Genomic DNA, 24,436 nt, shown 5'->3' on the forward strand with positions numbered 1-24,436 from the left:
GACTGACGATGACGTTCCCCTCCTCTTCCTCGCCGCTCGCCGGCATCAGCCGCGCCCGCCTCCCGGCCTGGGCGCTGCCCGACGGCTGGCCGACGCAGGCCAATGGCGAACCGCTGCTGGCGGACCTGGCCTTTCGCGACTGTCGGATTGCCGCACTGACCCCGACCGACCAGCCGGTTCCCGGCCTGTGGGACCTGGCGGGGGCCCTGACGCTCCCCGGCCTGGTGGAACCTCATGCCCATCTGGACAAGACCTTTACCATTGAACGCTGCCTTCCGGCGCAGGCCGGGCTGCTGGCGGCGATCCACGCCATGCACGAGGATCGCCGGCACTGGACCAGAGCGGATATTCAACGTAGGGCGTCCGCCGCGCTGGCCCGGGCGGCAGCAAATGGCGTGACCCATTTGCGCAGCCATATCGACTGGTTTACCGCCGACGCACCGGACGTCTGGCAGGAGATCGCCCGCCTCGATACCGGCGGCATCACCCTGGAGCGAGTGGCGCTGGTCCCGCTGACCCTGTTTCGCGATCCGGCAGACGCCGGGGCCATTGCCCGAACGGTCGCCAACAGCGGGGAGCGCTGCCTGCTGGGCGGCTTTATCCACTCCTCCAACTGGGACGCCGCCGCCATGGCAAACCTGCTGGATAGCGCCGCCCGCTGGGATCTGGATCTGGATTTGCATATCGATGAGGAGCTCCGCGAGGTGTCTCAGGGGATGGCCTGGCTGGCGGACCATCTCTCCCGCCACCCTTTTCCCGGGCATATCTGCTGCAGCCACGGCTGCGCGCTGGCCGCCGGCAGCGACGAACAGGCGGTGCCGATCCTGCGCCAGCTGGCGGCGCACGGCGTCACCCTTATCGCTCTGCCGATGACCAACCTGCTGCTGCAGGATGCGACATTCGGCCGCACGCCGCGCCAGCGGGGGATCACCCTGCTGCACGAGGCGCAGGCCGCCGGCGTGGCCACCCTGCTCGGCTGTGACAACGTTCAGGATGCCTTCTGCCCGGCGGGCAGCTATGACCCGCTGGACACCCTGGCCTGCGGCCTGTTCAGCGCCCAGCTCAGCGACCTGTTTGACCGGCAGTCGCGGCTGATCTGCGATCGCGCGGCGTTAACCGGTTCGCCGGCAGACGCGGCGCCCTTTGCCGTCGGCGCGGCGGCCAGCGTGGTGATTTTCCCGGGTAGCGACCGTTTTACCTGGCCTTTAAACAGCGCCGCCCGTCTGGTGGTTAACCACGGCAGATTAACCCACCGGCGCGTGTGGCAAGAGGAGATGGCACATGAGTCTTGAAGCAGGCGCGGGGGCACCGCTGGCGCGGTATGCCGCCTGGCGCAGAGCCGGCGATTTTATCTTTCTCTCGGGCATTATTCCGGTCAATCCCCTGACCGGCACCATCGTCAACGGCTTTCAGGATGTGCCTGAGCCGGTGCGGGAGCTGCTGGGGGCGACCGGCGAATTTTCGACCGACGCGAAACAGGGCCCGATCCTCGCCCAGAGCTGGTACGTACTGGAAAGCATCCGCCGCACCGTGGCGTCCGCGGGAGGGCAGATGAGCGACGTTATCAAGCTGGTGCAGTACTTTCGCAACCTTGACCATTTTCCCTATTACAGCCGGGTCAGAAAGCTGTTTTATCCCGACCAGCCGCCCGTTTCCACCGTGGTGCAGGTCAGCGAAATGCTGCCCGACGCCACGGTACTGATTGAAGTTGAAGCGACCGTCTGGTTACCCCCGTCATTTAACTCCGAGGCTCCGCGATGATTAACGGTTACATTCCTGCCGCGCGCTTTCTCCCTTTTCTGAGCTGGACGGACGTTGCCGCCCTGCCGGATAAAAGCAATACGGTTATCGTCCTCCCCACTGGAGCGATAGAACAGCACGGCCCGCATCTGCCCTGCTCGGTGGACAGCGTGATATCTTCAGGCGTGGCGGGCCATGCCCTTGCCCGGCTGCCGGCGGCGATCCCGGCCTACGCCATCCCGCCGATCGTCTACGGTAAGTCCGAGGAGCATCTGCATTTTCCCGGCACCCTGACCCTCAGCGGCGATACGCTGCTGCATACCGTGCTGGAGATCGCCGAATCCCTCTATCGGGCCGGTTTTCGCAAGCTGCTGATGATCAACGGCCACGGCGGCCAGCCGCAGATCCTGCAGATCGCCTGCCGGGAAATGCGCCTGCGCCACGGGGATTTCATCGCCATCCCCCACGACGTGTTCAACGTGCCCAACTGCGAAAAGCAGTTTCTCAGCCCGCATGAACAGCGGATGGCGATGCACGCCGGGCATAGCGAAACGGCGCTGATGCTGGCGCTGGCGCCGGAGTGCGTTCATATGGAGCGGGCGGTCGCCAACTTCCCGCCGGAATTTCCCTGCCCGACCCTGTCAAAAGGCCGCCCGGCGGCGGCGTGGGCCTCCTATGACTTTGGCCCCAGCGGGGTGATTGGCGACCCGACCCCGGCGACGCGGGAGCAAGGCGAAGGGCTTCTCGACTCCCTCGCCGCCAGCTGGGCGCAGGCGATCATTGAGATCCACCGCATGGCCTGGGTCGAACGTCGCGAACCGACCTGGGGCAAACAGCACTGGCACGGCTTTGTGCAGTCTCTACCCCCCTCTTTCGTTGCTGGATCCAAGGAGCCCTGATGAATAGCAGACCGACGCCCGTTTTTACCCTGCTGACCGTGGCCGCCCTCGCCACCTCAGCCTCCTGCTTCGCGGCGGAGAAGTTTACGTTTCTCACCAACTGGTATGCCCAGGCCGAGCACGGCGGGTTTTACCAGGCCCAGGCCACCGGGCTGTATCAGCACGCCGGTCTCGATGTCGAGATTAAAATGGGCGGCCCGCAGATCAACGTCATGCAGTTGATGGCGGCCGGCCAGGCGGACTGTACCCTTGGCGACAACGGTCAGGCGCTGGAGACCTGGCAGGCCGGGGTGCATGCGGTGACCGTCGCTACCGTGTTCCAGCACTCGCCGACGGTCTTTATCACTCATAACAAAGTGGAGAACCCGGCGGAGCTTAAAGACAAAACCTTCCTGCTCGCTACCGAGGCCTATACCTCTTTCTGGCCGTGGGCGAAGAGCGAGCTGGGTCTGGCTGGCAGCAAAGTGCGCCCCTATACCTTTAACGTCCAGCCGTTCCTCGCCGATAAAAATCTGGTGCAGCAGGGCTACGTGACCTCCGAGCCGTTCTCCGTCGCCAAAGGCGGACAGCCGTTCTATGTCTATCCGCTCAGCGACTGGGGCTACCCGCCCTACGGCAACTCGATTATCTGTATGGCCGACACCATCCGCAAACGTCCGGCGGCGGTGGCGGCCTTCGTCAAAGCCTCTATGGAGGGCTGGAAAAGCTACCTGCAGGATCCCGCCCCCGGCAACAGCCTGATCGGTAAAGCAAATCCGCAAATGAGCGCCGAGCAGATCGCCTTTGGTATTGCCCAGATGAAGCAGTACCAGCTGGTGACCGGCGGCGATGCTAAGACCGGCGGCATCGGCATCATCACCGAGCCGCGGCTGAAGAAAACCTGGGACATGCTGGTGAAAAACAAACTGATCGACGCCAGCAAGGTGCCGTTTGAGCAGACTTACACCCTGGAGATGGTCAAAGACGCCGGAGTGATGCCATGAATACCGCCCCGAAACTGACCGTGATGAGCGACACCCGCTTTACGCCCGCCTCTGCCACCCCGGCCATCGAGGTGCTGTCGGCGGAGAAGATCTACAGCAACGGTACCCGGGCGCTGCTGCCCGTTAACCTGACCATCAATCAGGGGGAGTTTATTACCCTGCTCGGCCCGTCCGGCTGCGGGAAGAGTACGCTGCTGAAGATGGTCGCCGGCCTGGTGGAGCCCAGCGACGGCAAGCTGATGCTGTGGCGGCGCGATAGCCGGGAGAAAGCCCAGCATCCGCTGTCGTTCGTCTTCCAGGAAGCCACCCTGATGCCGTGGAGCAGCGTGCGCAATAACGTCAGGTTGCCGCTGGATCTGGCCGGCGTGCCGCGCGCGGAAGGTAATACCCGGGTGAGTGAAGTCCTTGAGCTGGTGGGGCTGGGCAAATTCGCCGACGTCCTGCCGCGCGAACTCTCCGGCGGCATGCAAATGCGCGTCTCCATCGCCCGCGGCCTGGTCACCCGGCCAAAGCTGCTGCTGATGGATGAGCCCTTCGGCGCGCTCGATGAAATCACGCGTAATAAACTCGACAGCGACCTGCTGCGTCTCTGGCAGGAGCAGAACCTGACGGTGGTGTTCGTCACCCACTCGATCCATGAAGCGGTGTTTCTCTCACAGCGGGTGATCATGATGGCGGCCCGTCCCGGACGGGTGGTGGAAGATATTGCCATCCGCGAGCCGTTCCCGCGCAGCGAGGCGTTCCGCGTCAGTCCGGCCTTTTCCCTGTATGCCCGTCAGCTGCAGGACAGTCTGTTGCAGGCCAGTCAGTCCGGTATGGAGTCATAATATGAAAAACACAACCTCAACGCCGTGGGTCCAGCATCCGCGTTTTCTCAAAATTCTCTATCCGACCCTCGTCGCGGTGGCGGTGGTGCTTCTGTGGCAGGGCGCGGTGAGCTATTTCCGCATCCCGGCCTTTCTGGTGCCGTCGCCGCTGGTGATGCTGGAGAGCCTGTGGACGCATCTCACGCCGCTGCTGCTGGCGCTGCTGTTCACCCTCAAGATCACCCTGATCTCGTTTCTGCTGTCGATTGTCATCGGCGCCGCGGTGGCGTTTATCCTGGTGCAGAACCGCTTTGTGGAAACCGCCCTGTTTCCGTATATCGTGTTTTTGCAGGTGACGCCGATCGTCGCCATCGCCCCGCTGATCATCATCTGGGTGAAGGACGCCACGCTCTCGCTGGTGGTGTGCGCCACCCTGATGGCGGTGTTTCCCATCATCTCCAATACCACTCAGGGCCTGCGCAGCGTCTCCCCCGGCCTGCTGAGCTATTTTCGCCTCAATCACGCCAGCCGCTGGCAAACGCTGGTGCGGCTGCGTATCCCCTCGGCGCTGCCCTATTTCTTCGGCGCGCTGCGTATTTCCAGCGGGCTGTCGCTGATTGGCGCGGTGGTGGCGGAGTTTGTCGCCGGGACCGGCGGGACCAATACCGGTCTGGCCTATCAGATCCTGCAGGCTGGCTACCAGCTGGATATTCCGCTGATGTTTGCCGCGCTGCTGCTGATCTCTCTCGCCGGGATCGCGCTGTTTGGCGTGATGTCCTGGGTTTCACGCCGGGCGCTCAGCGCCTGGCATGAAAGCGAAGCCGTGCAATCTCATTAATGTTTTGCTGACGAACAGGAAGAAAAATGATGACTGATGAGCAGCGTCAACACGCGGTCGCGGCGATCCAGCAGGCACTCCCGATGCTGGAGTGGACCTTACAGCCGGCGAAGATCAAACGGCTTTCCCGCGATTTTCACTGGTTCAGTCCGCTACTCACTGAGCAACTGGCGGGGAAACAGGCGGACGCGGTGGTTCGCCCACGCGACGAAGAGGAGCTGCGCCAGCTGGTCGCCGCCTGCGCGCAGCACCAGCTGCCGCTGACCCTGCGCGGCAGCGCCACCGGCAACTATGGCCAACTGGTCCCCCTCGAAGGCGGGCTGCTGGTCGATATGACCGGACTCAACCAGATCGTCGCCCTCGGCAACGGCACGGTACGCGCCCAGGCCGGCATTCGTCTGGCAGACATCGAAACCGCCGCCCGCCCAACGGGCTGGGAGCTGCGCTGTATGCCGTCAACCTACCGCCTGGCAAGCCTGGGCGGCCTCTACGGCGGCGGGTTCGGTGGCATCGGCTCCATCAACTATGGGCCGCTGGCGGCGCCCGGCAATGTGCTCAGCGTCAAAGTGATGACCGTCGAGCCGGTCCCCCGCATACTGACCATCCCGGCTCCCGAAGCGCTGCTACTGCATCACGCCTACGGCACCAACGGCATCATTCTGGAGGTTGAGCTGGCGCTGGCGCCCGTGCACCAGTGGATTGAACGTCTGGACGTGTTTGACGATTTCGCTGATGCGCTGAACTATGCCAACGCCTGCGTCCGCTCGCCGGGGCTGGTGAAACGTCAGGTCGCGCTGCTGGCCACGCCGATCGCCGACTATTTTAGCCACCTCAAGGATCGTTACCGCACCGGGCAGCATGCGGTTATCAGCCTGATCGCCGAGGAGAGCGAAGGACTCTGCGCCAGCCTGTTACAGCGCCATCGCGGGAGCAACGCCATCCGTCAGGCCAGCGACGAGGCCCGGACGCAAAACGCCTCGTTAATGGAATACTGCTGGAACCACACCACCCTGCATGCGCTCAAGGTGGACAATACGCTGACTTATCTGCAGACGGCGTTTGATCCGCTGCGCTATCCGCAGCAAATTTTACAGATGGAGCAGCACTTCGCCGGGGAGGTGATTTCCCATATTGAGTTTCTGCGCGATAGCGAGGGCAATCTCACCGCCAGCGGTCTGCAGCTGGTGCGCTATACCACACCCGCGCGGCTCAACGCCATCATGCAGATATTTCGCGACAACGACGTCAAGATTAACAATCCCCACGTACTGCAGGTTGAGGACGGCAAACAGGGCGAGATCCGTCCTGACGTCGTGGCGGTGAAACAGTCTCTCGACCCGGCGGGATTGCTTAACCCCGGCAAGCTGCGCGGCTGGGCGCTGCGCGACCAGCTGGAGCTGGACAGCAACCCGCTGGCACTGGCCACCCGCGAAACCCCCACGACCTGAGCGTCCCATTCCGGGGTACGCTAACCGGTCGCTGGCCCGCATCTCTTCCTCCTGCCCGCGCGGCGAGTTTTTTTACGCCACTCATTCATATGAATGAGTGGCGTGTCGGTTTCCTCCGTTATACTCATCAAAAAAGCGACGATATATTTATTATCGCGAGTCAGTTTTCGTGCCGAATTAAATAGTTATTCCGAACACGCTCTGGCGTATTTTTATTTCGCGCCGTCATTTTATTACAACTTATCAATTACTGGCCTGAACGACGAAAATTGACCGTAAAATTAGTCGACATGAATTTTCTACTGTGAATTAAACACATGATAAAAACATTGTGATTTATTTCCCTTCAACACAGCAAGAGTGAGGATAATATGAGCGATGCCATTTCTTCGCAACTTGAAAACATCATTACGATGCTGATCGCCATCAGTATCGCCTCGGAAAGACTGGTAGAGATTATCAAAGGGTATTTTCCCTGGCTCAATCTGGAAAAACAGGATCCGGTCATCGAAGGACGGCGCAAATCTGCCCTGCAGCTGTTAGCGGTAGCTGCTGGTATTGTGACGGCGTTTTTGACCCAACCTTTTGTCGCCGGCAGTTTCTCGGCCATTAAACATCCGGACCTGATGACATTATGCATTGGCCTGATGGCGAGCGGTGGATCGGCGCTCTGGAACGTCATTCTTAATTATCTGTTGCAAGTGAAAAACCTGAAAAAGGAACAAGTCAGCAGCGCGAAAGCGGCTCCTGTCGCCGATCCTGTTCCCCCCTCTCCGGTTTATCAGGACGTGGTTCCTGGCGCAGAGCCGGTCAGCTCAAATCCCTGTTTTAATCCGGAGGGTAAATAACATGGTATGGCGGGTCGCAAAGAGTCTGCTGATACTCAGAGATCAGATTGATCAATTCGCGCCACATCGCAACACGGACAGCGATGGCACCATTGGCGATGAACATCATGCTCACACCAACTCGGATCATAATCCGCAGGTGATGGATGGCAATATTGGTGTGGTAACGGCTATCGATATTACACACGATCCTTATCACGGGTGTAATGCTCAGGCGATTGTCGATGCGCTGGTCGAGAGCAAAGACAAACGAATTAAATATATTATCTGGAACAAACGGATCATTAGCGCTTCTGTCCAGCCATGGATATGGCGGGATTATCATGGCGCCAGCCCGCACGATAAACATTTCCACTTATCCGTGGTGCCGGTGAAAGCGCTGTACGATTACACCTTACCGTGGCTTTTGTTTAAGCCACAAACCGGGAAGTAAAAACGAGTTAATTCTCTTTCTCCTGTTACTACGAGGCTAACATGACTCAACACACTGATATTGAGAAAATAAAAGCGGCACTCAACGCCATCGAAGAACTCGAACAGATTGCCCGTTCAACGCAGCCAGCCGATATTAAAAATTTTTGCGTGGAATATAACAAAGCATGGAAAAAGAAAGTGGATGCCGCACTGGCGCTGCTTGACGGATCTACGGGCGCACTGCTTGTTCAGTTAGTTCCGCACTTACCCATGCTACTTATGATTATTAAGATGCTTAAAGAAGGCGTTGAACAATATTGTCAACTGCATCTCGCGGTGGAGCCTCCCGTCTATAAATAAATTTCCTCCATCCGGCCAGGGCCTGCCCGGGCACTGGCCTCTCCCCCATCGGTGTACGTCTCTCAGCCCAACGCCGACCTTATCCTGCGCCGGACAGTCCCGCCATATGGACGATAAGCCCTACCGCGGCGGCGGCGGCCAGCACCCAGGTCAACTTCCACTTATAGCGAAACAGCAGCCCGGCGGCGCCCAGGGCTATGGCTGCGGACCACGGGTCGAAACCGGATGGTCCCCAGACGCTATGCCAGATAAAAAACAGCGCCAGATTCAGGATAACGCCCACCACCGCGGCGGTGATGGCGGTCAACGGCGCGGTGAATCCCACCTTATTATGGGTCGTTTCAATAAACGGCCCGCCGGCGAGAATAAAGATAAACGAGGGTAAAAAAGTAAACCAAGTCACCAGGCACGCCGCCGCGATGCCCCCCAGCAGCACATCATCAACGCCCAACACCGCTTTGGTGTAGCCGCCGACAAACCCGACAAAAGTCACCACCATGATCAACGGTCCGGGGGTCGATTCCCCAAGGGCGAGGCCGTCCATCATCTGCCCTGCCGTCAGCCAGCCGAAGTGGGTCACCGCCCCCTGATAAACATAGGGCAGGACGGCATATGCCCCGCCAAAGGTCATCAGCGCGGCTTTGGTAAAGAACCAGCTCATCTGGGTCAGCGGATGCGCCCAGCCCAGCATCAGCGTCAGGGCGGCCATCGGCACCAGCCACAGCAGCAACCCGGCGATCAGCACCCGGGAGGTACGCCGCCAGCTGAACAGGGCGTGGGCCGGGATCGGCGTCGTGTCATCAATAATGGCGGCCCCGCCAGGGTGACTCGGAGCACGATGGGCGTCCGCTTTGCCGAATGTTGCCGGCGCCAGCCGTCCGCCGATAAAGCCGACGATCGCGGCGGCGAGGACAATCAGCGGAAAGGGAACGTTCAGCGCAAAAATAGCGACAAAGGCAGCAGCGGCGATAGCCCAGTAGGCGCCATTTTTCAGCGCCCGCGAGCCAATGCGGTGCGCCGCCTGCAGCACGATTGCCGCCACGGCAGGCTTGATGCCATAAAAAATCCCCGCCACCACCGCGACATCCCCCCAGACGAGGTAGATCCACGCCAGGGCGATGAGTAACACCAGCGAGGGCAAAATAAACAGCACCCCGGCGATGACGCCTCCCCAGGTTTTATGCATCAGCCAGCCGATATAGGTGGCCAGCTGCTGGGCCTCCGGGCCGGGCAGGACCATACAAAAATTGAGCGCATGCAGGAATCGCCCTTCCGATATCCAGCGTCGGTTATCCACCAGCTCCTGGTGCATCATGGCGATCTGCCCGGCAGGCCCGCCGAAGCTGATAAACCCAAGCTTCAGCCAGAAGCGAAAAGCCTGCCAGAAGGAGACGGAAGCGACGACGGAAGGAGTGTCAGTCTGCGGAAGAACGACCGTTTTGCTCATGGTTGCCAGACCTCATTTCACAGGACCTCAGTAAGCCGTCGAACAGCGAGCAGGCTGCCGCCAGCAGTTGGTCATCGTCCGTAATGGTTTCCCGCAGCCCTGCAAGAATGCTTTCCACCCCCGCCGCCTCCGGGGTCGGTACCCCACCGACGTCCAGGAAGTGGATCAGCCGCGCCAGGCTGTCGGGGATCGCGGCTTCCAGCGCAAAGCGGTGGACCAGTACTTCAAAAGTCACCCGCGTGCCGACGTGGCTGAACGGCGCGCCGTCAAAATCAAAGCCGACCGCCGTCGCCGGGCAGGTCTCGGGGGCGGCCAGCCACAGGAACCGCGCCTCGTGGTCGATAAAGCGCCGGATAAGCCAGGCGCTGGCCAGACGATCGACCCACGGCCGTCGGCGCGTGGCCCACTGCCGGCCGCGAAAGGCTTCTCTGTCCAGCAGGCTCAGTTCGCCCGCTACCGCCTGCGGCTCGTCCGGCGATAATCGCTGATTTATCGCCTGCTCAACGACGGCCAGTCGCTCAGCGGTTTGCTCCCGGGCGGCCCCCGGGAAGAAATCAATGGCCTCAATTCGCCGGTAATCACGCTGAATTTTACGCAGCTGTTTGAGCTGAGCCGCCAGTTCGTCGGCGGATAACGCCCTCTGCAGCGCCTGCAGATCCTGCAACAGCGCGCCGTACTGTTCGCGGCGATCGAAGAGCGGCCTGAGCGCCTCCTCTTCCGCCGCCTCAATCGTAAACACATACCCGGTTCCCCCTTGCGCGCGGATCGCCTCGCAGGTGCTGAGGAAGGTCTCATAGCCCTGGCGCACGTCGGGCAGCAGATAGACCCCGTCGCGCAGGACTGCTGCCCCGCTCTGCTTCAGGGTTCGCCAGACACGCATGCGCAGCGTGGCTTGCGACGTTGTCAGGTTAAGTATCAGGAGATGCATTGTCATGGTGTAGAGATTACTACAGCATGTAGCGTGTGTGACGTTTTTACGCGCTGTAGCTTAGATGAAGTTCAGTAAAGCAAAGCCGAAAAGCGCAAATGGCGGCCCGTCTGGCGAGCCGGGCTTTGCAGCCCGGTTTTTCTACGGATCAGTCGCGCCGCGCGGCGGCAAATTTCGCCGCAATCATCGCGGCCGTCGGCTGTACGCCCCCCAGACTCCACTGCTCCGGGTCATGTTCGTCAATGCGGATCCACACCGACTGGCGGAACTGCGGATCGCCCTGCCCCTCAATCTCCACCAGCAGATCGGTCATCCGTCGCAGCAGCTCACTTTTCTGTTCCGCCGTCATGATCCCTTTAATGGTTTGCACGTTAACAAATGGCACGCTATGCTCCTTAGCATCTAAGTCTAAAATTCAAACTCAGAGTAGAAGGTCAATCTCGCGATGTCAAAAAATAAATCACTACCCTATCTCGACCCGGAGCTGTGCGGCCTGGCGGAAGGGGCGAAAATCCTCGGCGACCGCTGGGTGCTGTTGATCCTCCGCGAAGCGTTTTACGGCGTGACGCGTTTTGAAACGATGCTGGCGCACACCCACATCACCCGCCAGACGCTCACCACCCGGTTAAAAACCATGACTGAAACGGGATTGTTGAGCAAAGTGCCCTACCGGGAAGCCGGCTCCCGCGAACGCTATGAATATGTTCTGACCGACAAAAGCCGTAGCCTGGCGCTGGTGCTGTTCGCCCTGATGGAATGGGGCCACCAGCAGGTGCTGCACAGCGCACCGCATATTGCGCTGGTGGACACCGCCAGCGGTGAGACCGTCCATCCCGGATTCGTCACCGCCAGCGGCGCCGTGGCGAACCCCGCCGCGCTACAGATCGTCAAAGCCGATAACCATGCCGAAGGCTGAGGAAGGTGTTCCGGGCGCCGGACGCGCGGCCTCGCCTGCTCGACAGGTCACCAAAACGCCGGGAAAGGAGGAAATCTGGCGGGAAACGCGCCAGTGAAGAAAGGATAGCGCCGGGCGGGCGGCAGCCCCCTGCTGCCCGCCCGGCGTGTAAGTGGCGTTAATTCACCCGCGCTGGCAAGGTAATTTGCTGCAGGGCATTCGCCATATCAATCTGAATCAGCTCTTTAAGACCTTCGCGTTTAATAAACTGGCTCCGGTGCTTACTTTTCACCTCTTCAATACTTTTTTTGATCTCTTGCGCGGGCAGTTTATACCAGCCACGTGACTGCTTCTCACCGCCCATTTCCAGCCACAGCGATGAATAACTGGCTTTCACCAGATCGCTTTTCACGTGGTAATCGGCATCAATCGCGTAGATCGTCGTGATGTTGAAATATCGCAGAAAACCATACAGCACGCTCATGATGATATTTTTCGGCCGCGCGCCATGCAGCTCTTTCGTCAGCACCTTCACTTCGTCATTGGTGATGTCTTTCCCGCCCTGGATGCCGCCGATATAGGCGCGGCCATCGTCGGTACAGGAAAAACAGACGCTGTAGACGCGGCGCTCACCGAGAAACAGCTGTAGCATCAGCTCGCCCTCCTCCTGAAACGGCGACGCCAGCAGCTTAACGTCAAGGTTATCGCCATTTTTCAAAGGAATAACAAACATTGCGCGGCCAAAATCCGCCACATTGTACAGCTGCGGCAGGACGTCGGGGTGAAACGTTTTCTCAATAAAATTCAGCGCACCGTGGGCGATATCCAGTTTGTGACGTTTTGACAGCCGTTTATTAAGATAGGCTTTAAAGGGTTTATCCTCGAAAGGCACCAGTCCTTTGGTTACGGCAGTCAACCGCGCGCACTGATATTGCGCACAACGTTCTTGATATTCTCTGTATTTACCTCCTGCGAGCGACAGCTCTCTGCATTTTCGTAATATTTTTTTATAGTTTAATTTGACCTGACCGATCACTTTATTATGTTTACGCCATTCTTTGATGGCGCCTGCAACAGTATGTTCCATTGATTAAGATCCATAGATTCATCCATAATCGCCGGCATATTAACATAAAAGCGTTTCGTCAACGCTTAATTACTCCTTCGTTGTCCTTTCATTTAATATATACACAGGAAATCATTCTGCATGGTTATTAATTAAGCCAACGCCAGTCTGTCAACGGTTAATTATGGTAGGGAGAGCGTGGCATTCAGCGACTTAACGCTCTGTGCGTTCGGCGCGGAGAGCGGCTACATCCGCTGGCGGTTTTGCCCTATACTTGACGCTGATTAAAAACCAGCAACGATAGGTAACTTATGGAAATTGATCTCGACAACCTGGTCTTCAGCGGCCTGGATGAAGCGGAAGAGCGCAACGCGGAGCGTCTGGAAGAAGCGGACAAAAAAGCCCAGGCGATCGTTGCCGATGACGATTGCGGCGACGCCTGCAAAATCTGATTATCCAACCGGCCAGCTGGCCGGTTTTTTTTGTTCCTCCCGCCTGCTCAGGTAGGCAAGAACCCTTTCAGCGTATCCAGCAGCGCCTGCGCCGCCTTTGACAACGGCAGGTGCCCGGCATGGATCGCGCCGACGCACTTCTCAATCGGCGGATCGCTGAGCGGGAGACAGACGGCGCCCAGCGACGCCATCTGCGTTTTACACAGCGCCGGCACCGCGCTGCCCCCCAGCCCGCTGGCCACCATTCTTCCCACCGTCACCAGCTGGTGGCTCTCCAGCGCCACGTCCAGCTGACGACCGCTGCGCGCCAGCGCCTCCTCCAGCATCAGGCGTACCGCCGAGGGGCGCTGCAGGGTAATAAAATCGAGGGTCAACAGCTCCTGCCAGGTGAGCTGCTTTTTCTTCGCCAGCGGCGATTGCCGGGGAACGATCGCCACGAAGCGGTCCACCGCCAGCGGGGTAAACAGCAAATTGTGGCTGGGCGATGGCTCGAAGGCGATGCCCATCTCCACTCGCCCCTCGCGCACCATCTCGATTACCTGCTCATTAATCACGTCATGCACCGTGACGTTCACCCCGGCATAGCGATCGCGAAAGGCCTTCAGCGCCTCCGGCAGGACGTTGGCGGCAAACGACGGCATCGCGGCCACCGAAATTTTCCCCCGCTGCAGGGTAAAGCTCTGACGCATCGCCTCCTCGACGTTATCCCAGTCGGCCAGCAGCTGACGGGCCATCGGCAGAAAGAGTTCCCCCTCCTGAGTAAGGTTCACCTTGCGGGTACTGCGCTGCAGCAGCGCGCCGCCCAGCGCCTCCTCTAACCCTTTGATAGTCAGGCTGAGAGCGGGCTGCGACAGATTCAGCCTTTCGCTGGCGTGGGCGAAATTGAGAGTGTGAGCTACCGCTAAAAACGCGCGTAACTGTTTGACACTCATTTTCATTTTTCTTCCCGTTAACTAATTGAAAAAAATTAGTTAACAGGAAATTAATTAAAAATCCAAATGAGTGGGTCACAAATTCAAAATTATCAAATCAGTCGCCTGCGCCAATGATAAGGCCATCGCAAGGCAGGAGAGACAAGATGGCAGGACTGGATAAACGCGTCGCCAGCTACGAAGCGGCGCTGGAAGGGTTAACGGACGGCATGACGCTGCTCGCCGGCGGCTTCGGCCTGTGCGGCATTCCCGAGAACTTGATCGCCGAGGTGCAGCGTCGCCAGGTGCAGGGGCTGACGGTGGTCTCCAACAACTGCGGCGTCGACGGCTTCGGTCTCGGCCTGCTGCTGGCGTCGCGCCAGGTCAGCAAGGTGGTGGCCTCTTACGTCGGGGAGAACGCGCTGTTTGAACAGCTGGTGCTGAGCGGCGAGCTGGCGGTTGAGCTTACCCCGCAGGGAACGCTGGCCGAAAAAATCCGTGCCGGCGGCGCCGGGATCCCCGGCTTTTACACCGCCACCGGGTATGGCACCCCGATCGCCGAAGGCAAAGAGGTGCGCCAGTTCGACGGCAGGCACTACATCCTTGAAGAGGCGATCCGCGGCGATTTCGCGCTGGTCAAAGGCTGGAAAGCCGACTGGTACGGCAATGTGGTTTATCGCCATACCGCGCAGAATTTCAACCCGCTGATGGCCACCGCCGGGCGCATTACGGTGGTGGAGGTGGAAGAGATTGTGCCGCCGGGCGAACTGCCGCCCTCCGCCATCCACACCCCGGGGATCTATGTCGACCGGCTGATCGTCGGGCAATTCGAAAAACGTATTGAACAGCGCACCCTGCGCGCCGGAGGGCACTGAGATGCTGACCCGTGAACAAATGGCGATGCGCGTCGCTCAGGAGCTGCGCGACGGCGACTATGTCAATCTCGGGATCGGTATCCCGACGCTGGTGGCCAACTACATTCCCGCCGGTATTGAGGTGATGCTCCAGTCGGAGAACGGCCTGTTAGGGATGGGCGAATTTCCCGATGAGGAAACCATCGACGCCGACATGATTAACGCCGGCAAACAGACCGTCACCGCGCAAACCGGGGCGGCGATATTCGACTCTGCCCAGTCGTTCGCCATGATCCGCGGCGGCCACGTCGACCTGACCGTTCTTGGCGCCTTTGAGGTCGACGTCGCGGGGAATATCGCCTCGTGGATGATCCCTGGAAAAATGGTCAAGGGGATGGGCGGCGCCATGGACCTGGTGGCCGGTGCGCAGAACATCATCGTGGTGATGACCCATGCCTCAAAAAACGGCGAATCCAAACTGCTGCCGCAGTGCACCCTGCCGCTCACCGGCGTGGGCTGTATTCGCCGGGTGCTCACCGACCTGGCCCTGCTGGACATTGTCGACGGCGCGTTTGTCCTGCGCGAAGTGGCCCCGGGGGTCAGCCCCGACGAGGTGAGGCGTAAAACGGCGGGACGGCTGATCGTGGCCGACGATGTGCGCGAAATGCGCTTCAGCTAAGGAGAGACCATGACCGATATTGCCATTGTTGCTGCAGGACGTACCCCGATCGGCAGCTTTCGCGGCGCCTTCGCCCCGCTTTCCGCCGTAGACCTCGGCGCCGCGGTGGTGCGCAGCCTGCTTGAACGCTGCCAGCTGCCCGCCGCGGTGGTCGACGAACTGATTTTCGGCCAGGTGCTCACCGCCGGCTGCGGGCAGAACCCGGCGCGGCAAACCGCGCTGCGGGCCGGCCTGCCGGTCGAGACCCCGGCGGTCACCGTCAATCTGGTGTGCGGCTCCGGGCTGAAAGCGGTTCAGCAGGCGGTGCAGGCGATCCGCTGCGGCGACGCCGAGATCGTCATCGCCGGCGGCCAGGAGAGCATGAGCAATGCCCCCTACCTGATGCACGGCGCCCGCGACGGCCTGCGTTTCGGCCACGCCAGCCTGCAGGACAGCATGATTCTGGACGGCCTGTGGGACGCCTTCAATGACTACCACATGGGCATCACCGCCGAGAACCTCGCCGACGCCTTCGACATCAGCCGCGAGCGCCAGGATGCCTTCGCCGTCAGTTCCCAGCGCAAAGCGGCGGCCGCCATCGCCTCTGGACGCTTTCGCGACGAGACCGTCCCGGTCAGCGTCCCGCAGGGCAAAAAACCGCCGCGAAGGGTGACTGACGATGAGCAACCGCGCCCGGAGACCAGCGAGCAGCAGCTGGCCCAGCTGCGTCCGGCGTTTCGTCCCGCTGACGGCAGCGTCACCGCCGGGAATGCCTCATCGCTGAACGACGGCGCCGCGGCGGTCCTGCTGATGCGCGTCGATAAAGCGCACGAGCTTGGGCTGCCGGTGCTGGCGCGCATCGTCAGCGCGGCGGTCGCCGGGGTTGACCCGTCGGTGATGGGCATCGGCCCGGTAAGCGCCTGCCGCCAGGCGCTGCAGCGCGCCGGCTGGACGCTGGACGAGGTGGATCTTATCGAAGCCAACGAGGCTTTTGCCGTCCAGGCGCTGGCCGTCGGTCAGCTGCTTGAGTGGGATAGCGAGAAGGTCAACGTCAACGGCGGTGCCATCGCCCTTGGCCATCCCATCGGCGCCTCCGGCTGCCGGATCCTCGTCAGTCTGGTGCATGAGATGCAGCGCCGGGGCGCCAGCAAAGGGCTGGCAACCCTGTGCGTCGGCGGCGGCCAGGGCATCGCCATGACCCTTCAACGTTAACAGGAGCTACTATGTTTACACCACGCCTGGCGGTACTTGGCGCGGGACTGATGGGCGTCGGCATCGCCTGTCATTTCGCCCGTCACGGTCACGCCGTCCGCCTGTATGACACCGATCCGCAGCGTCTCGCCGAGGTTCCGGCGGTGGCCAGCGCCATCCTGTGCGAGCTGGAGGCCAGCGGCCAGCAGGATCCCGCCGACCGCGACGCCGTGCTGGCCCGTCTGCCCCCCACCCCGGCGCTGAATACCCTGGCCGACACCACGCTGCTGATAGAAGCGATCCCCGAGCGGCTGACGCTGAAGCACGCCCTGTATGCCGAACTGGAAACGCTGATCGCCGACGAGGCGATTATCGCCAGCAACACCAGCGGCCTGCCGCCGGACTCGCTGGCGCAGGGCATGCGCCACCCTGAACGGCTGCTGATCGCCCACTTCTGGCATCCGCCGCACCTGATCCCGCTGGTGGAAGTGGTGCCCGGGAGCGCCACACTGCCCCATCTGGCGCGCCAGGTGAGCGACTTTTGCGCCGCCTGCGCGCTGGAAGCGGTGGTGCTCAATCGCGCCGCGCCGGGCTTTGTCGGCAACCGGCTGCAGTTCGCCCTGCTGCGCGAAGCACTGCATATCGTCCACAGCGGCATTGCCTCTGCCGAGGTGGTGGACCAGGTGATGCGCGCCTCGCTCGGCCGCCGCTATGCGATGGTCGGCCCGCTGGAGGCAGCGGACATGACCGGCCTGGCGACGGTCCAGGATATCCGCCAGCACCTGCTGCCGGAGCTGGCCAGCGGCACGGAGATGATGTCGCTGGTGGCGGAGAAGGTGGCGCAAGGCAACACCGGCGCCCGCAGCGGGCAAGGCTTTTACCGCTGGGATGAGGCGCGGCAACAGCGCATCCAGTCGCGCCGGGAACATCAGCTTCGCTACGCCCTGAAGCCTTAGTATCGCGTTCTGTACCCCTACAATAACAATGAGAGTGAGACGTCGTGATGAGTGTGATAATTGCCCTGGCCGCGCTGGCGTTACTGATGCTGGCGGCCTACCGTGGATACAGCGTGATCCTCTTTGCGCCGATCGCCGCCCTCGGCGCGGTGCTGCTCACCGATCCGGGCGCGGTCGGCCCGGCCTTTACCGGCCTGTTTATGGAAAAAATGGTCGGCTTTGTGAAGCTCTATTTCCCGGTGTTTCTGCTGGGCGCGGTGTTCGGCAAGCTGATTGAGCTGTCGGGATTCTCGCGCTCGATTGTCGCCGCCGCCATCCGCATCCTCGGACGCCGCCATGCGATCCCGGTGATCGTGCTGGTGTGCGCCCTGCTGACCTACGGCGGGGTGTCGCTGTTTGTGGTGGCCTTTGCCGTCTACCCTTTCGCCGCCGAACTGTTTCGCCAGAGTGGGATCCCGAAACGGCTGATCCCGGCCACCGTCGCTCTCGGGGCCTTCTCGTTTACCATGGACGCCCTGCCCGGCACGCCGCAGATCCAGAATATTATTCCCACCAGCTTCTTCGGCACCAACGCCTGGGCGGCCCCGTGGCTGGGGCTTATCGGCTCGCTGTTCATTATCATTTTCGGCTTGCTGTGGCTGGAGCGTCAGCGCCGCAAAGCGCAGGCCCGCGGCGAAGGCTATGGGACCGACCTGCAAAATGAGCCGGAGACGCCAGATGATATCGATCTGCCGCATCCGCTGATCGCTATCGCCCCGCTGCTGCTGGTGGGGGTGCTGAATCTGCTGTTTACCCACTGGATCCCGCAGTGGTACGGCGCCAGCCATGAGCTCACCCTGCCGGGTCTGGCCAAGCCTGTGGTCACCGAGGTGGGGAAAATCACCGCCATCTGGGCGGTGCAGGCGGCGCTGCTCTCCGGCATTGTGCTGGTGCTGGTCTGCGGCTATCGCAATATTCGCGGCCGGCTGGCGGAGGGGAGCCGGACGGCGGTCGGCGGCGCTATTCTCGCGGCGATGAACACCGCCTCTGAGTATGGTTTCGGCGCAGTCATTGCCGCCCTGCCGGGTTTCCTGGTGCTGTCGAAAGCCCTCGCGGCCATTCCCAATCCGCTGTTAAACGAGGCGATCAGCGTCACGGTACTGGCCGGGATCACCGGCTCGGCCTCCGGGGGGATGAGCATCGCGCTGGCGGCAATGTCCGAGACCTTTGTCGCCGCCGCCCACGCCGCCAATATTCCGCTGGAGGTCCTGCACCGCGTCGCCGCTATGGCCAGCGGCGGTATGGACACCCTGCCGCATAACGGGGCGGTGATCACCCTGCTGGCGATCACCGGCCTGAGCCATCGCCAGGCCTACGGCGGCATTTTCGCCATCACGGTGATCAAAAGCCTCGCGGTGCTGTTTGTCATCGCCACGTTCTATGTCACCGGCATTGTCTGATACCAGACTGAAGGAGGAATAAAATGAATTTAAACGGTAAAACGGCGCTGGTCACCGGCTCCACCAGCGGCATCGGTTTAGGGATCGCCAAAGTGCTGGCGCAGGCGGGCGCGCAGGTGATCCTCAATGGCTTCGGCGACAGCAGCCACGCGCGGGCTGAAGTCGCCGCGCTGGGCAAGATCCCCGGCTATCACGACGCCGACCTGCGCGACGTCGGGCAGATCGAGGCGATGATGCGCTATGCCGAAAGCACCTGCGGCGGCGTCGATATCGTGATCAATAACGCCGGCATCCAGCACGTCGCCCCGGTGGAGCAGTTCCCGGTGGAGAAATGGAACGATATTCTCGCCATTAACCTCTCCAGCGTCTTCCACACCACTCGCCTGGCGCTGCCGGGCATGCGCCAGCGCAACTGGGGACGCATCATTAACATTGCCTCAGTGCATGGCCTGGTGGCGTCGAAAGAGAAATCGGCCTACGTCGCCGCCAAACACGCGGTGGTCGGCCTGACCAAAACCGTGGCCCTGGAAACCGCGCGCAGCGGCATCACCTGCAACGCCATCTGCCCCGGCTGGGTGCTGACCCCGCTGGTGCAGCAGCAGATCGATAAGCGCATCGCCGAGGGGCTCGACCCGGAGCAGGCCAGCGCCCAGCTGCTGGCGGAAAAACAGCCCTCCGGGGAGTTTGTCACCCCGCAGCAGCTGGGCGAAATGGCGCTGTTTCTGTGCAGCGATGCCGCCGCCCAGGTGCGCGGCGCCGCGTGGAACATGGATGGCGGCTGGGTGGCGCAGTAAGCCGCTGGCGCCGCGAAGATCAGAACATCGCCAGAAAGCGTTTCACCGTGCGCGAGCGCTCGAAGCGCCGCCAGGCGATGGCGATATCGGTCTTCAGCGGCGCCCCGCTGAGCGGGTGATAGCTGACGTTCGGCTGCTGAATGCAGGTCATCGACTGCGGGACCAGCGCGAAGCCGAAGCCGGCATTGACCATGCTCAGCGACGACGAAATCTGCGACGACTGCCAGGCGCGCTCCATATCGATCCCGGCGCGCAGGCAGCTGTTGTACACCAGCTCATACAGCCCCGGGGCCACTTCCCGCGGGAAGAGGATCGGCGCCTCGTCGCGCAGTTGCTCCAGAGTCAGGGTCGGCTGCGTCGCCAGCGGGTTATCGCGCGGCAGCGCAATGACCATTGGCTCCTCATCAATGATCCGCAGATTAAACGCTTTACTGCTCTCGCACGGCAGACGGACGAAGGCGATATCCAGCTCGGCCTCGCTCAGGGCGGTCATCAGATTGGCCATATTGCCCTCCATCTGATGGAGGGTCACCCCGGGGTGATCGAGCTGAAAACGGTGCAGCAGGGTGAAGATTTGCGGATGGAAAGCATCAGAGCTGGTAATGCCTAGCGACAGGCTGCCGTTCATCCCGCGCGCAATGCCCTTGGCCTTCTCAAGCGCCGCATCGCTCATGGCGAGGATCTGACGGGCATCCTCATAGAACGACTCGCCCGCTTCCGTCAGCTCCACCCCGCGGGTTAAACGCCGAAACAGCGGGGTCCCCACCTCGCGTTCAAGCCGCTGAATTTGCTGACTTAATGGAGGTTGTGAAATACCCAGTTCCTTGGCGGCCTGGGTGAAGTGCCGCGTCCTGGCGACGGCGACAAAATAACGAAGATAGCGAAGTTCCATATCGAAAACATCTCAAACCAGCATGGTTTCTATATTGGAACTGTGAGCTGAATCGGGTCAACATTTATTTAACCTTTCTTATATTTGTTGAACGAGGAAGTGGTATATGAATCATTCTGCTGAATGCACCTGCGAAGAAAGTCTGTGCGAAACCCTGCGGGCGTTTTCCGCGCAGCATCCCGAGAGCGTGCTCTATCAGACATCGCTCATGAGCGCCCTGCTGAGCGGGGTTTACGAAGGCAGCACCACCATCGCGGACCTGCTGAAGCACGGCGATTTCGGCCTCGGGACCTTTAATGAGCTGGACGGGGAGATGATCGCCTTCAGCAGTCAGGTCTATCAGTTGCGCGCCGACGGTAGCGCGCGTAAAGCCCAGCCGGAGCAGAAAACGCCGTTCGCGGTGATGACCTGGTTTCAGCCGCAGTACCGGAAAACCTTCGACCATCCGGTGAGCCGCCAGCAGCTGCACGAGGTTATCGACCAGCAAATCCCCTCTGACAACCTGTTCTGCGCCCTGCGCATCGACGGCCATTTCCGCCATGCCCATACCCGCACCGTGCCACGCCAGACGCCGCCGTACCGGGCGATGACCGACGTCCTCGACGATCAGCCGGTGTTCCGCTTTAACCAGCGCGAAGGGGTGCTGGTCGGCTTCCGTACCCCGCAGCATATGCAGGGGATCAACGTCGCCGGGTATCACGAGCACTTTATTACCGATGACCGCAAAGGCGGCGGTCACCTGCTGGATTACCAGCTCGATCACGGGGTGCTGACCTTCGGCGAAATACACAAGCTGATGATCGACCTGCCCGCCGACAGCGCGTTCCTGCAGGCCAATCTGCATCCCGATAATCTCGATGCCTCCATCCGTTCCGTAGAAAGTTAAGGGGGTCACATGGACAAACAGTATCCGGTACGCCAGTGGGCGCACGGCGCCGATCTCGTCGTCAGCCAGCTGGAAGCTCAGGGCGTACGGCAGGTGTTCGGCATCCCCGGCGCCAAAATCGACAAGGTGTTTGACTCACTACTGGATTCCTCGATTCGCATTATTCCGGTACGCCACGAAGCCAACGCCGCGTTTATGGCCGCCGCGGTCGGACGCATTACCGGCAAAGCGGGCGTAGCGCTGGTCACCTCCGGTCCCGGCTGTTCCAACCTGATCACCGGCATGGCCACCGCCAACAGCGAAGGCGACCCGGTGGTGGCCCTGGGCGGCGCGGTAAAACGCGCCGATAAAGCCAAACAGGTGCATCAGAGTATGGACACGGTGGCGATGTTCAGCCCGGTCACCAAATACGCCGTCGAGGTGACGGCGCCGGATGCGCTGGCCGAGGTGGTCTCCAACGCCTTCCGCGCCGCCGAACAGGGCCGGCCGGGGAGCGCCTTCGTCAGTCTGCCGCAGGATGTGGTCGATGGCCCGGTCAGCGGCAAAGTGCTGCCGGCCAGCGGGGCTCCGCAGATGGGCGCCGCGCCGGATGACGCCATCGACCAGGTGGCGAAACTTATCGCCCAGGCGAAGAACCCGATCTTCCTGCTCGGCCTGATGGCCAGCCAGCCGGAAAACAGCGCGGCGCTGCGCCGTTTGCTGGAGGCCAGCCATATTCCGGTCACCAGCACCTATCAGGCCGCCGGGGCGGTGAATCAGGATAACTTTTCTCGCTTCGCCGGCCGGGTCGGGCTGTTTAACAACCAGGCCGGGGACCGTCTGCTGCAGCTCGCCGACCTGGTGATCTGCATTGGCTACAGCCCGGTGGAATATGAACCGGCGATGTGGAACAGCGGCAACGCAACGCTGGTGCATATCGACGTGCTGCCCGCCTATGAAGAGCGCAACTACACCCCGGATGTCGAGCTTGTGGGCGATATCGCCGGCACGCTTAACAAACTGGCGCAAAATATCGATCACCGGCTGGTGCTCTCCCCGCAGGCGGCGGAGATCCTCCGCGACCGCCAGCACCAGCGCGAGCTGCTGGACCATCGCGGCGCGCAGCTGAACCAGTTTGCCCTGCATCCGCTGCGCATCGTTCGCGCCATGCAGGATATCGTCAACAGCGACGTCACGCTGACCGTGGACATGGGCAGCTTCCATATCTGGATCGCCCGCTACCTGTACAGCTTCCGCGCCCGTCAGGTGATGATCTCCAACGGCCAGCAGACCATGGGCGTCGCCCTGCCCTGGGCCATCGGCGCCTGGCTGGTTAATCCTGAGCGCAAAGTGGTCTCCGTCTCCGGCGACGGCGGCTTCCTGCAGTCGAGCATGGAGCTGGAGACCGCTGTCCGCCTGAACGCCAACGTGCTGCACCTCATCTGGGTCGATAATGGCTACAACATGGTGGCCATTCAGGAAGAGAAAAAATATCAGCGCCTGTCCGGCGTCGCGTTCGGGCCGATGGATTTTAAAGCCTATGCCGAATCCTTCGGTGCCAAAGGGTTTGCCGTGGAAAGCGCCGAAGCGCTGGAGCCAACCCTGCATGCGGCGATGGACGTCGACGGCCCGGCGGTAGTGGCCATCCCGGTGGATTATCGCGATAACCCGCTGCTGATGGGCCAGCTGCATCTGAGTCAGATTCTGTAAGTCATCACAATAAGGAAAGGAAAATGAAAAAAGTCGCACTTGTTACCGGCGCCGGCCAGGGGATCGGCAAAGCTATCGCCCTTCGTCTGGTGAAAGATGGATTTGCCGTGGCCATTGCCGATTATAACGACGCCACCGCCAAGGCGGTCGCCTCCGAAATCAACCAGGCCGGCGGACGCGCCGTGGCGGTGAAAGTGGATGTTTCTGACCGCGATCAGGTGTTTGCCGCCGTCGAACAGGCGCGCAAAACGCTGGGCGGCTTCGACGTCATCGTCAATAACGCCGGCGTGGCACCGTCCACGCCGATCGAATCCATTACTCCGGAGATTGTCGACAAAGTCTACAACATCAACGTCAAAGGAGTGATCTGGGGCATTCAGGCGGCGGTCGAGGCCTTTAAAAAAGAGGGTCACGGCGGGAAAATCATCAACGCCTGTTCCCAGGCTGGCCACGTCGGCAACCCGGAGCTGGCGGTGTATAGCTCCAGTAAATTCGCGGTACGCGGCTTAACCCAGACCGCCGCTCGCGACCTCGCGCCGCTGGGCATCACGGTAAACGGCTACTGCCCGGGGATTGTCAAAACGCCAATGTGGGCCGAAATTGACCGCCAGGTGTCCGAAGCCGCCGGGAAACCGCTGGGCTACGGTACCGCCGAGTTCGCCAAACGCATCACTCTCGGTCGGCTATCCGAGCCGGAAGATGTCGCCGCCTGCGTCTCCTATCTTGCCAGCCCGGATTCTGATTACATGACCGGTCAGTCATTGCTGATCGACGGCGGGATGGTATTTAACTAATAAAAAATAAGCTCTGACATGGCTTGCCCCTGCTTTCACGCAGGGGCTTTTTTTTGGTTTGGGTGTGAGCTTCGTGCAAAACACAGCAACGATATTTGAAAGTCTCTGGCGTTCTCACTTACGCTTCGGCACAACGTGGCAATCTGGCTGGGATGAAAGTATGCTTTGAGCGAAGAGCTACCTGTCACTATGTGCGATTGAATATTTTGTCACACGAGCATAACAATCCTGTTGAGAAATCTGGATCT

27 protein-coding genes are annotated in these 24,436 nt (G+C 61.0%); 21 read left to right on the plus strand and 6 right to left on the minus strand.

What is annotated here, in order from left to right:
- The first annotated feature begins 8 nt into the window (after window positions 1-8).
- From ACKLKD_RS01910 to ACKLKD_RS01955, 10 genes are all read left to right on the plus strand, one after another.
- A complete protein-coding gene (locus ACKLKD_RS01910) occupies window positions 9-1,292 on the plus strand; it encodes an amidohydrolase family protein (protein ID WP_087805220.1) in 1,284 nt (427 codons plus the stop codon).
- On the plus strand, window positions 1,282-1,761 hold the full coding sequence (locus ACKLKD_RS01915) for a RidA family protein (protein WP_002908128.1): 480 nt from the start codon (window positions 1,282-1,284) through the stop codon (window positions 1,759-1,761). The genes ACKLKD_RS01910 and ACKLKD_RS01915 overlap by 11 nt, the downstream gene beginning before the upstream one ends.
- On the plus strand, window positions 1,758-2,639 hold the full coding sequence (locus tag ACKLKD_RS01920; RefSeq protein WP_080924293.1) for a creatininase family protein: 882 nt from the start codon (window positions 1,758-1,760) through the stop codon (window positions 2,637-2,639). The genes ACKLKD_RS01915 and ACKLKD_RS01920 overlap by 4 nt, the downstream gene beginning before the upstream one ends.
- The gene (locus tag ACKLKD_RS01925) at window positions 2,639-3,622 is read left to right on the plus strand and encodes an ABC transporter substrate-binding protein (RefSeq protein WP_080924294.1); all 984 of its coding nucleotides are present in this window, start codon (window positions 2,639-2,641) and stop codon (window positions 3,620-3,622) included. The genes ACKLKD_RS01920 and ACKLKD_RS01925 overlap by 1 nt, the downstream gene beginning before the upstream one ends.
- Window positions 3,619-4,449, plus strand: coding sequence for an ABC transporter ATP-binding protein (locus ACKLKD_RS01930; RefSeq protein WP_004175785.1), 831 nt, complete (start codon window positions 3,619-3,621; stop codon window positions 4,447-4,449). Before ACKLKD_RS01925 ends, ACKLKD_RS01930 begins: the two co-directional genes overlap by 4 nt.
- Window position 4,450: 1 nt before the next feature.
- Window positions 4,451-5,266, plus strand: a complete 816-nt coding sequence (locus tag ACKLKD_RS01935) for an ABC transporter permease (protein ID WP_004175779.1) — start codon at window positions 4,451-4,453, stop codon at window positions 5,264-5,266.
- A 26-nt stretch (window positions 5,267-5,292) separates the two neighbouring features.
- The gene (locus tag ACKLKD_RS01940; RefSeq protein ID WP_025714443.1) at window positions 5,293-6,714 is read left to right on the plus strand and encodes an FAD-binding oxidoreductase; all 1,422 of its coding nucleotides are present in this window, start codon (window positions 5,293-5,295) and stop codon (window positions 6,712-6,714) included.
- Between the two features lie 371 nt (window positions 6,715-7,085).
- Window positions 7,086-7,562, plus strand: a complete 477-nt coding sequence (locus tag ACKLKD_RS01945) for a hypothetical protein (protein WP_025714442.1) — start codon at window positions 7,086-7,088, stop codon at window positions 7,560-7,562.
- A 1-nt stretch (window position 7,563) separates the two neighbouring features.
- Window positions 7,564-7,995 (plus strand): hypothetical protein, encoded by a 432-nt coding sequence (locus tag ACKLKD_RS01950; protein ID WP_025714441.1) that lies wholly within the window; start codon window positions 7,564-7,566, stop codon window positions 7,993-7,995.
- A gap of 41 nt (window positions 7,996-8,036) precedes the next feature.
- Entirely contained in the window at window positions 8,037-8,336 is a 300-nt protein-coding gene (locus ACKLKD_RS01955) for a hypothetical protein (protein WP_025714440.1), read from the plus strand.
- A 79-nt stretch (window positions 8,337-8,415) separates the two neighbouring features.
- Here ACKLKD_RS01955 and chrA read toward each other — a convergent pair whose 3' ends face one another.
- From chrA to ACKLKD_RS01970, 3 genes are all read right to left on the minus strand, one after another.
- A complete protein-coding gene (gene chrA, locus ACKLKD_RS01960; RefSeq protein WP_025714439.1) occupies window positions 8,416-9,783 on the minus strand; it encodes a chromate efflux transporter in 1,368 nt (455 codons plus the stop codon).
- The gene (locus ACKLKD_RS01965) at window positions 9,752-10,711 is read right to left on the minus strand and encodes a chromate resistance protein ChrB domain-containing protein (RefSeq protein ID WP_080896738.1); all 960 of its coding nucleotides are present in this window, start codon (window positions 10,709-10,711) and stop codon (window positions 9,752-9,754) included. The genes chrA and ACKLKD_RS01965 overlap by 32 nt, the downstream gene beginning before the upstream one ends.
- Window positions 10,712-10,859: 148 nt before the next feature.
- Window positions 10,860-11,096 carry a tautomerase family protein gene (locus ACKLKD_RS01970; protein ID WP_004202976.1) on the minus strand — a complete coding sequence of 79 codons (237 nt, stop codon included), beginning with the start codon at window positions 11,094-11,096 and terminating at the stop codon, window positions 10,860-10,862.
- A gap of 60 nt (window positions 11,097-11,156) precedes the next feature.
- On the opposite strand from ACKLKD_RS01970, the gene ACKLKD_RS01975 reads away from it, so the two are divergent.
- A complete protein-coding gene (locus ACKLKD_RS01975) occupies window positions 11,157-11,627 on the plus strand; it encodes a winged helix-turn-helix transcriptional regulator (RefSeq protein ID WP_080896737.1) in 471 nt (156 codons plus the stop codon).
- A gap of 157 nt (window positions 11,628-11,784) precedes the next feature.
- On the opposite strand, the gene ACKLKD_RS01980 is transcribed toward ACKLKD_RS01975, so the two are convergent.
- Entirely contained in the window at window positions 11,785-12,693 is a 909-nt protein-coding gene (locus ACKLKD_RS01980) for a DUF535 family protein (RefSeq protein WP_080896736.1), read from the minus strand.
- 290 nt (window positions 12,694-12,983) lie between these two features.
- Between ACKLKD_RS01980 and ACKLKD_RS01985 the strand changes: the two genes are divergently transcribed.
- Window positions 12,984-13,124, plus strand: coding sequence for a hypothetical protein (locus tag ACKLKD_RS01985; RefSeq protein WP_002908189.1), 141 nt, complete (start codon window positions 12,984-12,986; stop codon window positions 13,122-13,124).
- 47 nt (window positions 13,125-13,171) lie between these two features.
- On the opposite strand, the gene ACKLKD_RS01990 is transcribed toward ACKLKD_RS01985, so the two are convergent.
- Window positions 13,172-14,062, minus strand: a complete 891-nt coding sequence (locus ACKLKD_RS01990; RefSeq protein WP_080896735.1) for a LysR family transcriptional regulator — start codon at window positions 14,060-14,062, stop codon at window positions 13,172-13,174.
- A 140-nt stretch (window positions 14,063-14,202) separates the two neighbouring features.
- Here ACKLKD_RS01990 and ACKLKD_RS01995 point away from each other — a divergent pair, with 140 nt between their 5' ends.
- The 6 genes from ACKLKD_RS01995 to ACKLKD_RS02020 are packed head-to-tail and all read left to right on the plus strand — an operon-like array spanning window position 14,203 to window position 19,927.
- Window positions 14,203-14,910, plus strand: a complete 708-nt coding sequence (locus ACKLKD_RS01995; protein ID WP_025712148.1) for a CoA transferase subunit A — start codon at window positions 14,203-14,205, stop codon at window positions 14,908-14,910.
- 1 nt (window position 14,911) lies between these two features.
- Window positions 14,912-15,568 carry a CoA transferase subunit B gene (locus ACKLKD_RS02000; protein WP_025712147.1) on the plus strand — a complete coding sequence of 219 codons (657 nt, stop codon included), beginning with the start codon at window positions 14,912-14,914 and terminating at the stop codon, window positions 15,566-15,568.
- A 9-nt stretch (window positions 15,569-15,577) separates the two neighbouring features.
- Window positions 15,578-16,759, plus strand: coding sequence for an acetyl-CoA C-acetyltransferase (locus ACKLKD_RS02005; RefSeq protein WP_025712146.1), 1,182 nt, complete (start codon window positions 15,578-15,580; stop codon window positions 16,757-16,759).
- Window positions 16,760-16,770: 11 nt separating this feature from the next.
- Window positions 16,771-17,694 (plus strand): 3-hydroxyacyl-CoA dehydrogenase family protein, encoded by a 924-nt coding sequence (locus ACKLKD_RS02010; protein ID WP_087805218.1) that lies wholly within the window; start codon window positions 16,771-16,773, stop codon window positions 17,692-17,694.
- A 44-nt stretch (window positions 17,695-17,738) separates the two neighbouring features.
- Window positions 17,739-19,133 carry a GntP family permease gene (locus ACKLKD_RS02015; protein WP_014907456.1) on the plus strand — a complete coding sequence of 465 codons (1,395 nt, stop codon included), beginning with the start codon at window positions 17,739-17,741 and terminating at the stop codon, window positions 19,131-19,133.
- Window positions 19,134-19,156: 23 nt separating this feature from the next.
- Window positions 19,157-19,927 carry a 3-hydroxybutyrate dehydrogenase gene (locus tag ACKLKD_RS02020; protein ID WP_087805216.1) on the plus strand — a complete coding sequence of 257 codons (771 nt, stop codon included), beginning with the start codon at window positions 19,157-19,159 and terminating at the stop codon, window positions 19,925-19,927.
- A 19-nt stretch (window positions 19,928-19,946) separates the two neighbouring features.
- On the opposite strand, the gene ACKLKD_RS02025 is transcribed toward ACKLKD_RS02020, so the two are convergent.
- Window positions 19,947-20,819 (minus strand): LysR family transcriptional regulator, encoded by an 873-nt coding sequence (locus tag ACKLKD_RS02025; RefSeq protein WP_080924301.1) that lies wholly within the window; start codon window positions 20,817-20,819, stop codon window positions 19,947-19,949.
- A gap of 106 nt (window positions 20,820-20,925) precedes the next feature.
- Here ACKLKD_RS02025 and budA point away from each other — a divergent pair, with 106 nt between their 5' ends.
- Genes budA through ACKLKD_RS02040 form a run of 3 tightly spaced genes read left to right on the plus strand, consistent with a single transcriptional unit; the run spans window position 20,926 to window position 24,188 of the window.
- Window positions 20,926-21,705, plus strand: a complete 780-nt coding sequence (gene budA / locus ACKLKD_RS02030; protein ID WP_080924302.1) for an acetolactate decarboxylase — start codon at window positions 20,926-20,928, stop codon at window positions 21,703-21,705.
- A 9-nt stretch (window positions 21,706-21,714) separates the two neighbouring features.
- The gene (gene alsS, locus ACKLKD_RS02035; protein ID WP_025712139.1) at window positions 21,715-23,394 is read left to right on the plus strand and encodes an acetolactate synthase AlsS; all 1,680 of its coding nucleotides are present in this window, start codon (window positions 21,715-21,717) and stop codon (window positions 23,392-23,394) included.
- 23 nt (window positions 23,395-23,417) lie between these two features.
- Window positions 23,418-24,188 (plus strand): (S)-acetoin forming diacetyl reductase, encoded by a 771-nt coding sequence (locus ACKLKD_RS02040; protein ID WP_023341702.1) that lies wholly within the window; start codon window positions 23,418-23,420, stop codon window positions 24,186-24,188.
- Window positions 24,189-24,436: the final 248 nt, after the last annotated feature.

Source organism: Klebsiella sp. 10982 (assembly GCF_048589245.1).
Lineage (GTDB): Bacteria > Pseudomonadota > Gammaproteobacteria > Enterobacterales > Enterobacteriaceae > Klebsiella > Klebsiella quasivariicola.

Coding starts and splice junctions, on each gene's coding strand:
- ACKLKD_RS01910 (WP_087805220.1), top strand. CDS start 9: ATGACGTTCCCCTCCTCTTCCTCGCCGCTCGCCGGCATCAGCCGCGCC.
- ACKLKD_RS01915 (WP_002908128.1), top strand. CDS start 1,282: ATGAGTCTTGAAGCAGGCGCGGGGGCACCGCTGGCGCGGTATGCCGCC.
- ACKLKD_RS01920 (WP_080924293.1), top strand. CDS start 1,758: ATGATTAACGGTTACATTCCTGCCGCGCGCTTTCTCCCTTTTCTGAGC.
- ACKLKD_RS01925 (WP_080924294.1), top strand. CDS start 2,639: ATGAATAGCAGACCGACGCCCGTTTTTACCCTGCTGACCGTGGCCGCC.
- ACKLKD_RS01930 (WP_004175785.1), top strand. CDS start 3,619: ATGAATACCGCCCCGAAACTGACCGTGATGAGCGACACCCGCTTTACG.
- ACKLKD_RS01935 (WP_004175779.1), top strand. CDS start 4,451: ATGAAAAACACAACCTCAACGCCGTGGGTCCAGCATCCGCGTTTTCTC.
- ACKLKD_RS01940 (WP_025714443.1), top strand. CDS start 5,293: ATGATGACTGATGAGCAGCGTCAACACGCGGTCGCGGCGATCCAGCAG.
- ACKLKD_RS01945 (WP_025714442.1), top strand. CDS start 7,086: ATGAGCGATGCCATTTCTTCGCAACTTGAAAACATCATTACGATGCTG.
- ACKLKD_RS01950 (WP_025714441.1), top strand. CDS start 7,564: ATGGTATGGCGGGTCGCAAAGAGTCTGCTGATACTCAGAGATCAGATT.
- ACKLKD_RS01955 (WP_025714440.1), top strand. CDS start 8,037: ATGACTCAACACACTGATATTGAGAAAATAAAAGCGGCACTCAACGCC.
- chrA (WP_025714439.1), bottom strand. CDS start 9,783: ATGAGCAAAACGGTCGTTCTTCCGCAGACTGACACTCCTTCCGTCGTC.
- ACKLKD_RS01965 (WP_080896738.1), bottom strand. CDS start 10,711: ATGCATCTCCTGATACTTAACCTGACAACGTCGCAAGCCACGCTGCGC.
- ACKLKD_RS01975 (WP_080896737.1), top strand. CDS start 11,157: ATGTCAAAAAATAAATCACTACCCTATCTCGACCCGGAGCTGTGCGGC.
- ACKLKD_RS01980 (WP_080896736.1), bottom strand. CDS start 12,693: ATGGAACATACTGTTGCAGGCGCCATCAAAGAATGGCGTAAACATAAT.
- ACKLKD_RS01985 (WP_002908189.1), top strand. CDS start 12,984: ATGGAAATTGATCTCGACAACCTGGTCTTCAGCGGCCTGGATGAAGCG.
- ACKLKD_RS01990 (WP_080896735.1), bottom strand. CDS start 14,062: ATGAAAATGAGTGTCAAACAGTTACGCGCGTTTTTAGCGGTAGCTCAC.
- ACKLKD_RS01995 (WP_025712148.1), top strand. CDS start 14,203: ATGGCAGGACTGGATAAACGCGTCGCCAGCTACGAAGCGGCGCTGGAA.
- ACKLKD_RS02000 (WP_025712147.1), top strand. CDS start 14,912: ATGCTGACCCGTGAACAAATGGCGATGCGCGTCGCTCAGGAGCTGCGC.
- ACKLKD_RS02005 (WP_025712146.1), top strand. CDS start 15,578: ATGACCGATATTGCCATTGTTGCTGCAGGACGTACCCCGATCGGCAGC.
- ACKLKD_RS02010 (WP_087805218.1), top strand. CDS start 16,771: ATGTTTACACCACGCCTGGCGGTACTTGGCGCGGGACTGATGGGCGTC.
- ACKLKD_RS02020 (WP_087805216.1), top strand. CDS start 19,157: ATGAATTTAAACGGTAAAACGGCGCTGGTCACCGGCTCCACCAGCGGC.
- ACKLKD_RS02025 (WP_080924301.1), bottom strand. CDS start 20,819: ATGGAACTTCGCTATCTTCGTTATTTTGTCGCCGTCGCCAGGACGCGG.
- budA (WP_080924302.1), top strand. CDS start 20,926: ATGAATCATTCTGCTGAATGCACCTGCGAAGAAAGTCTGTGCGAAACC.
- alsS (WP_025712139.1), top strand. CDS start 21,715: ATGGACAAACAGTATCCGGTACGCCAGTGGGCGCACGGCGCCGATCTC.
- ACKLKD_RS02040 (WP_023341702.1), top strand. CDS start 23,418: ATGAAAAAAGTCGCACTTGTTACCGGCGCCGGCCAGGGGATCGGCAAA.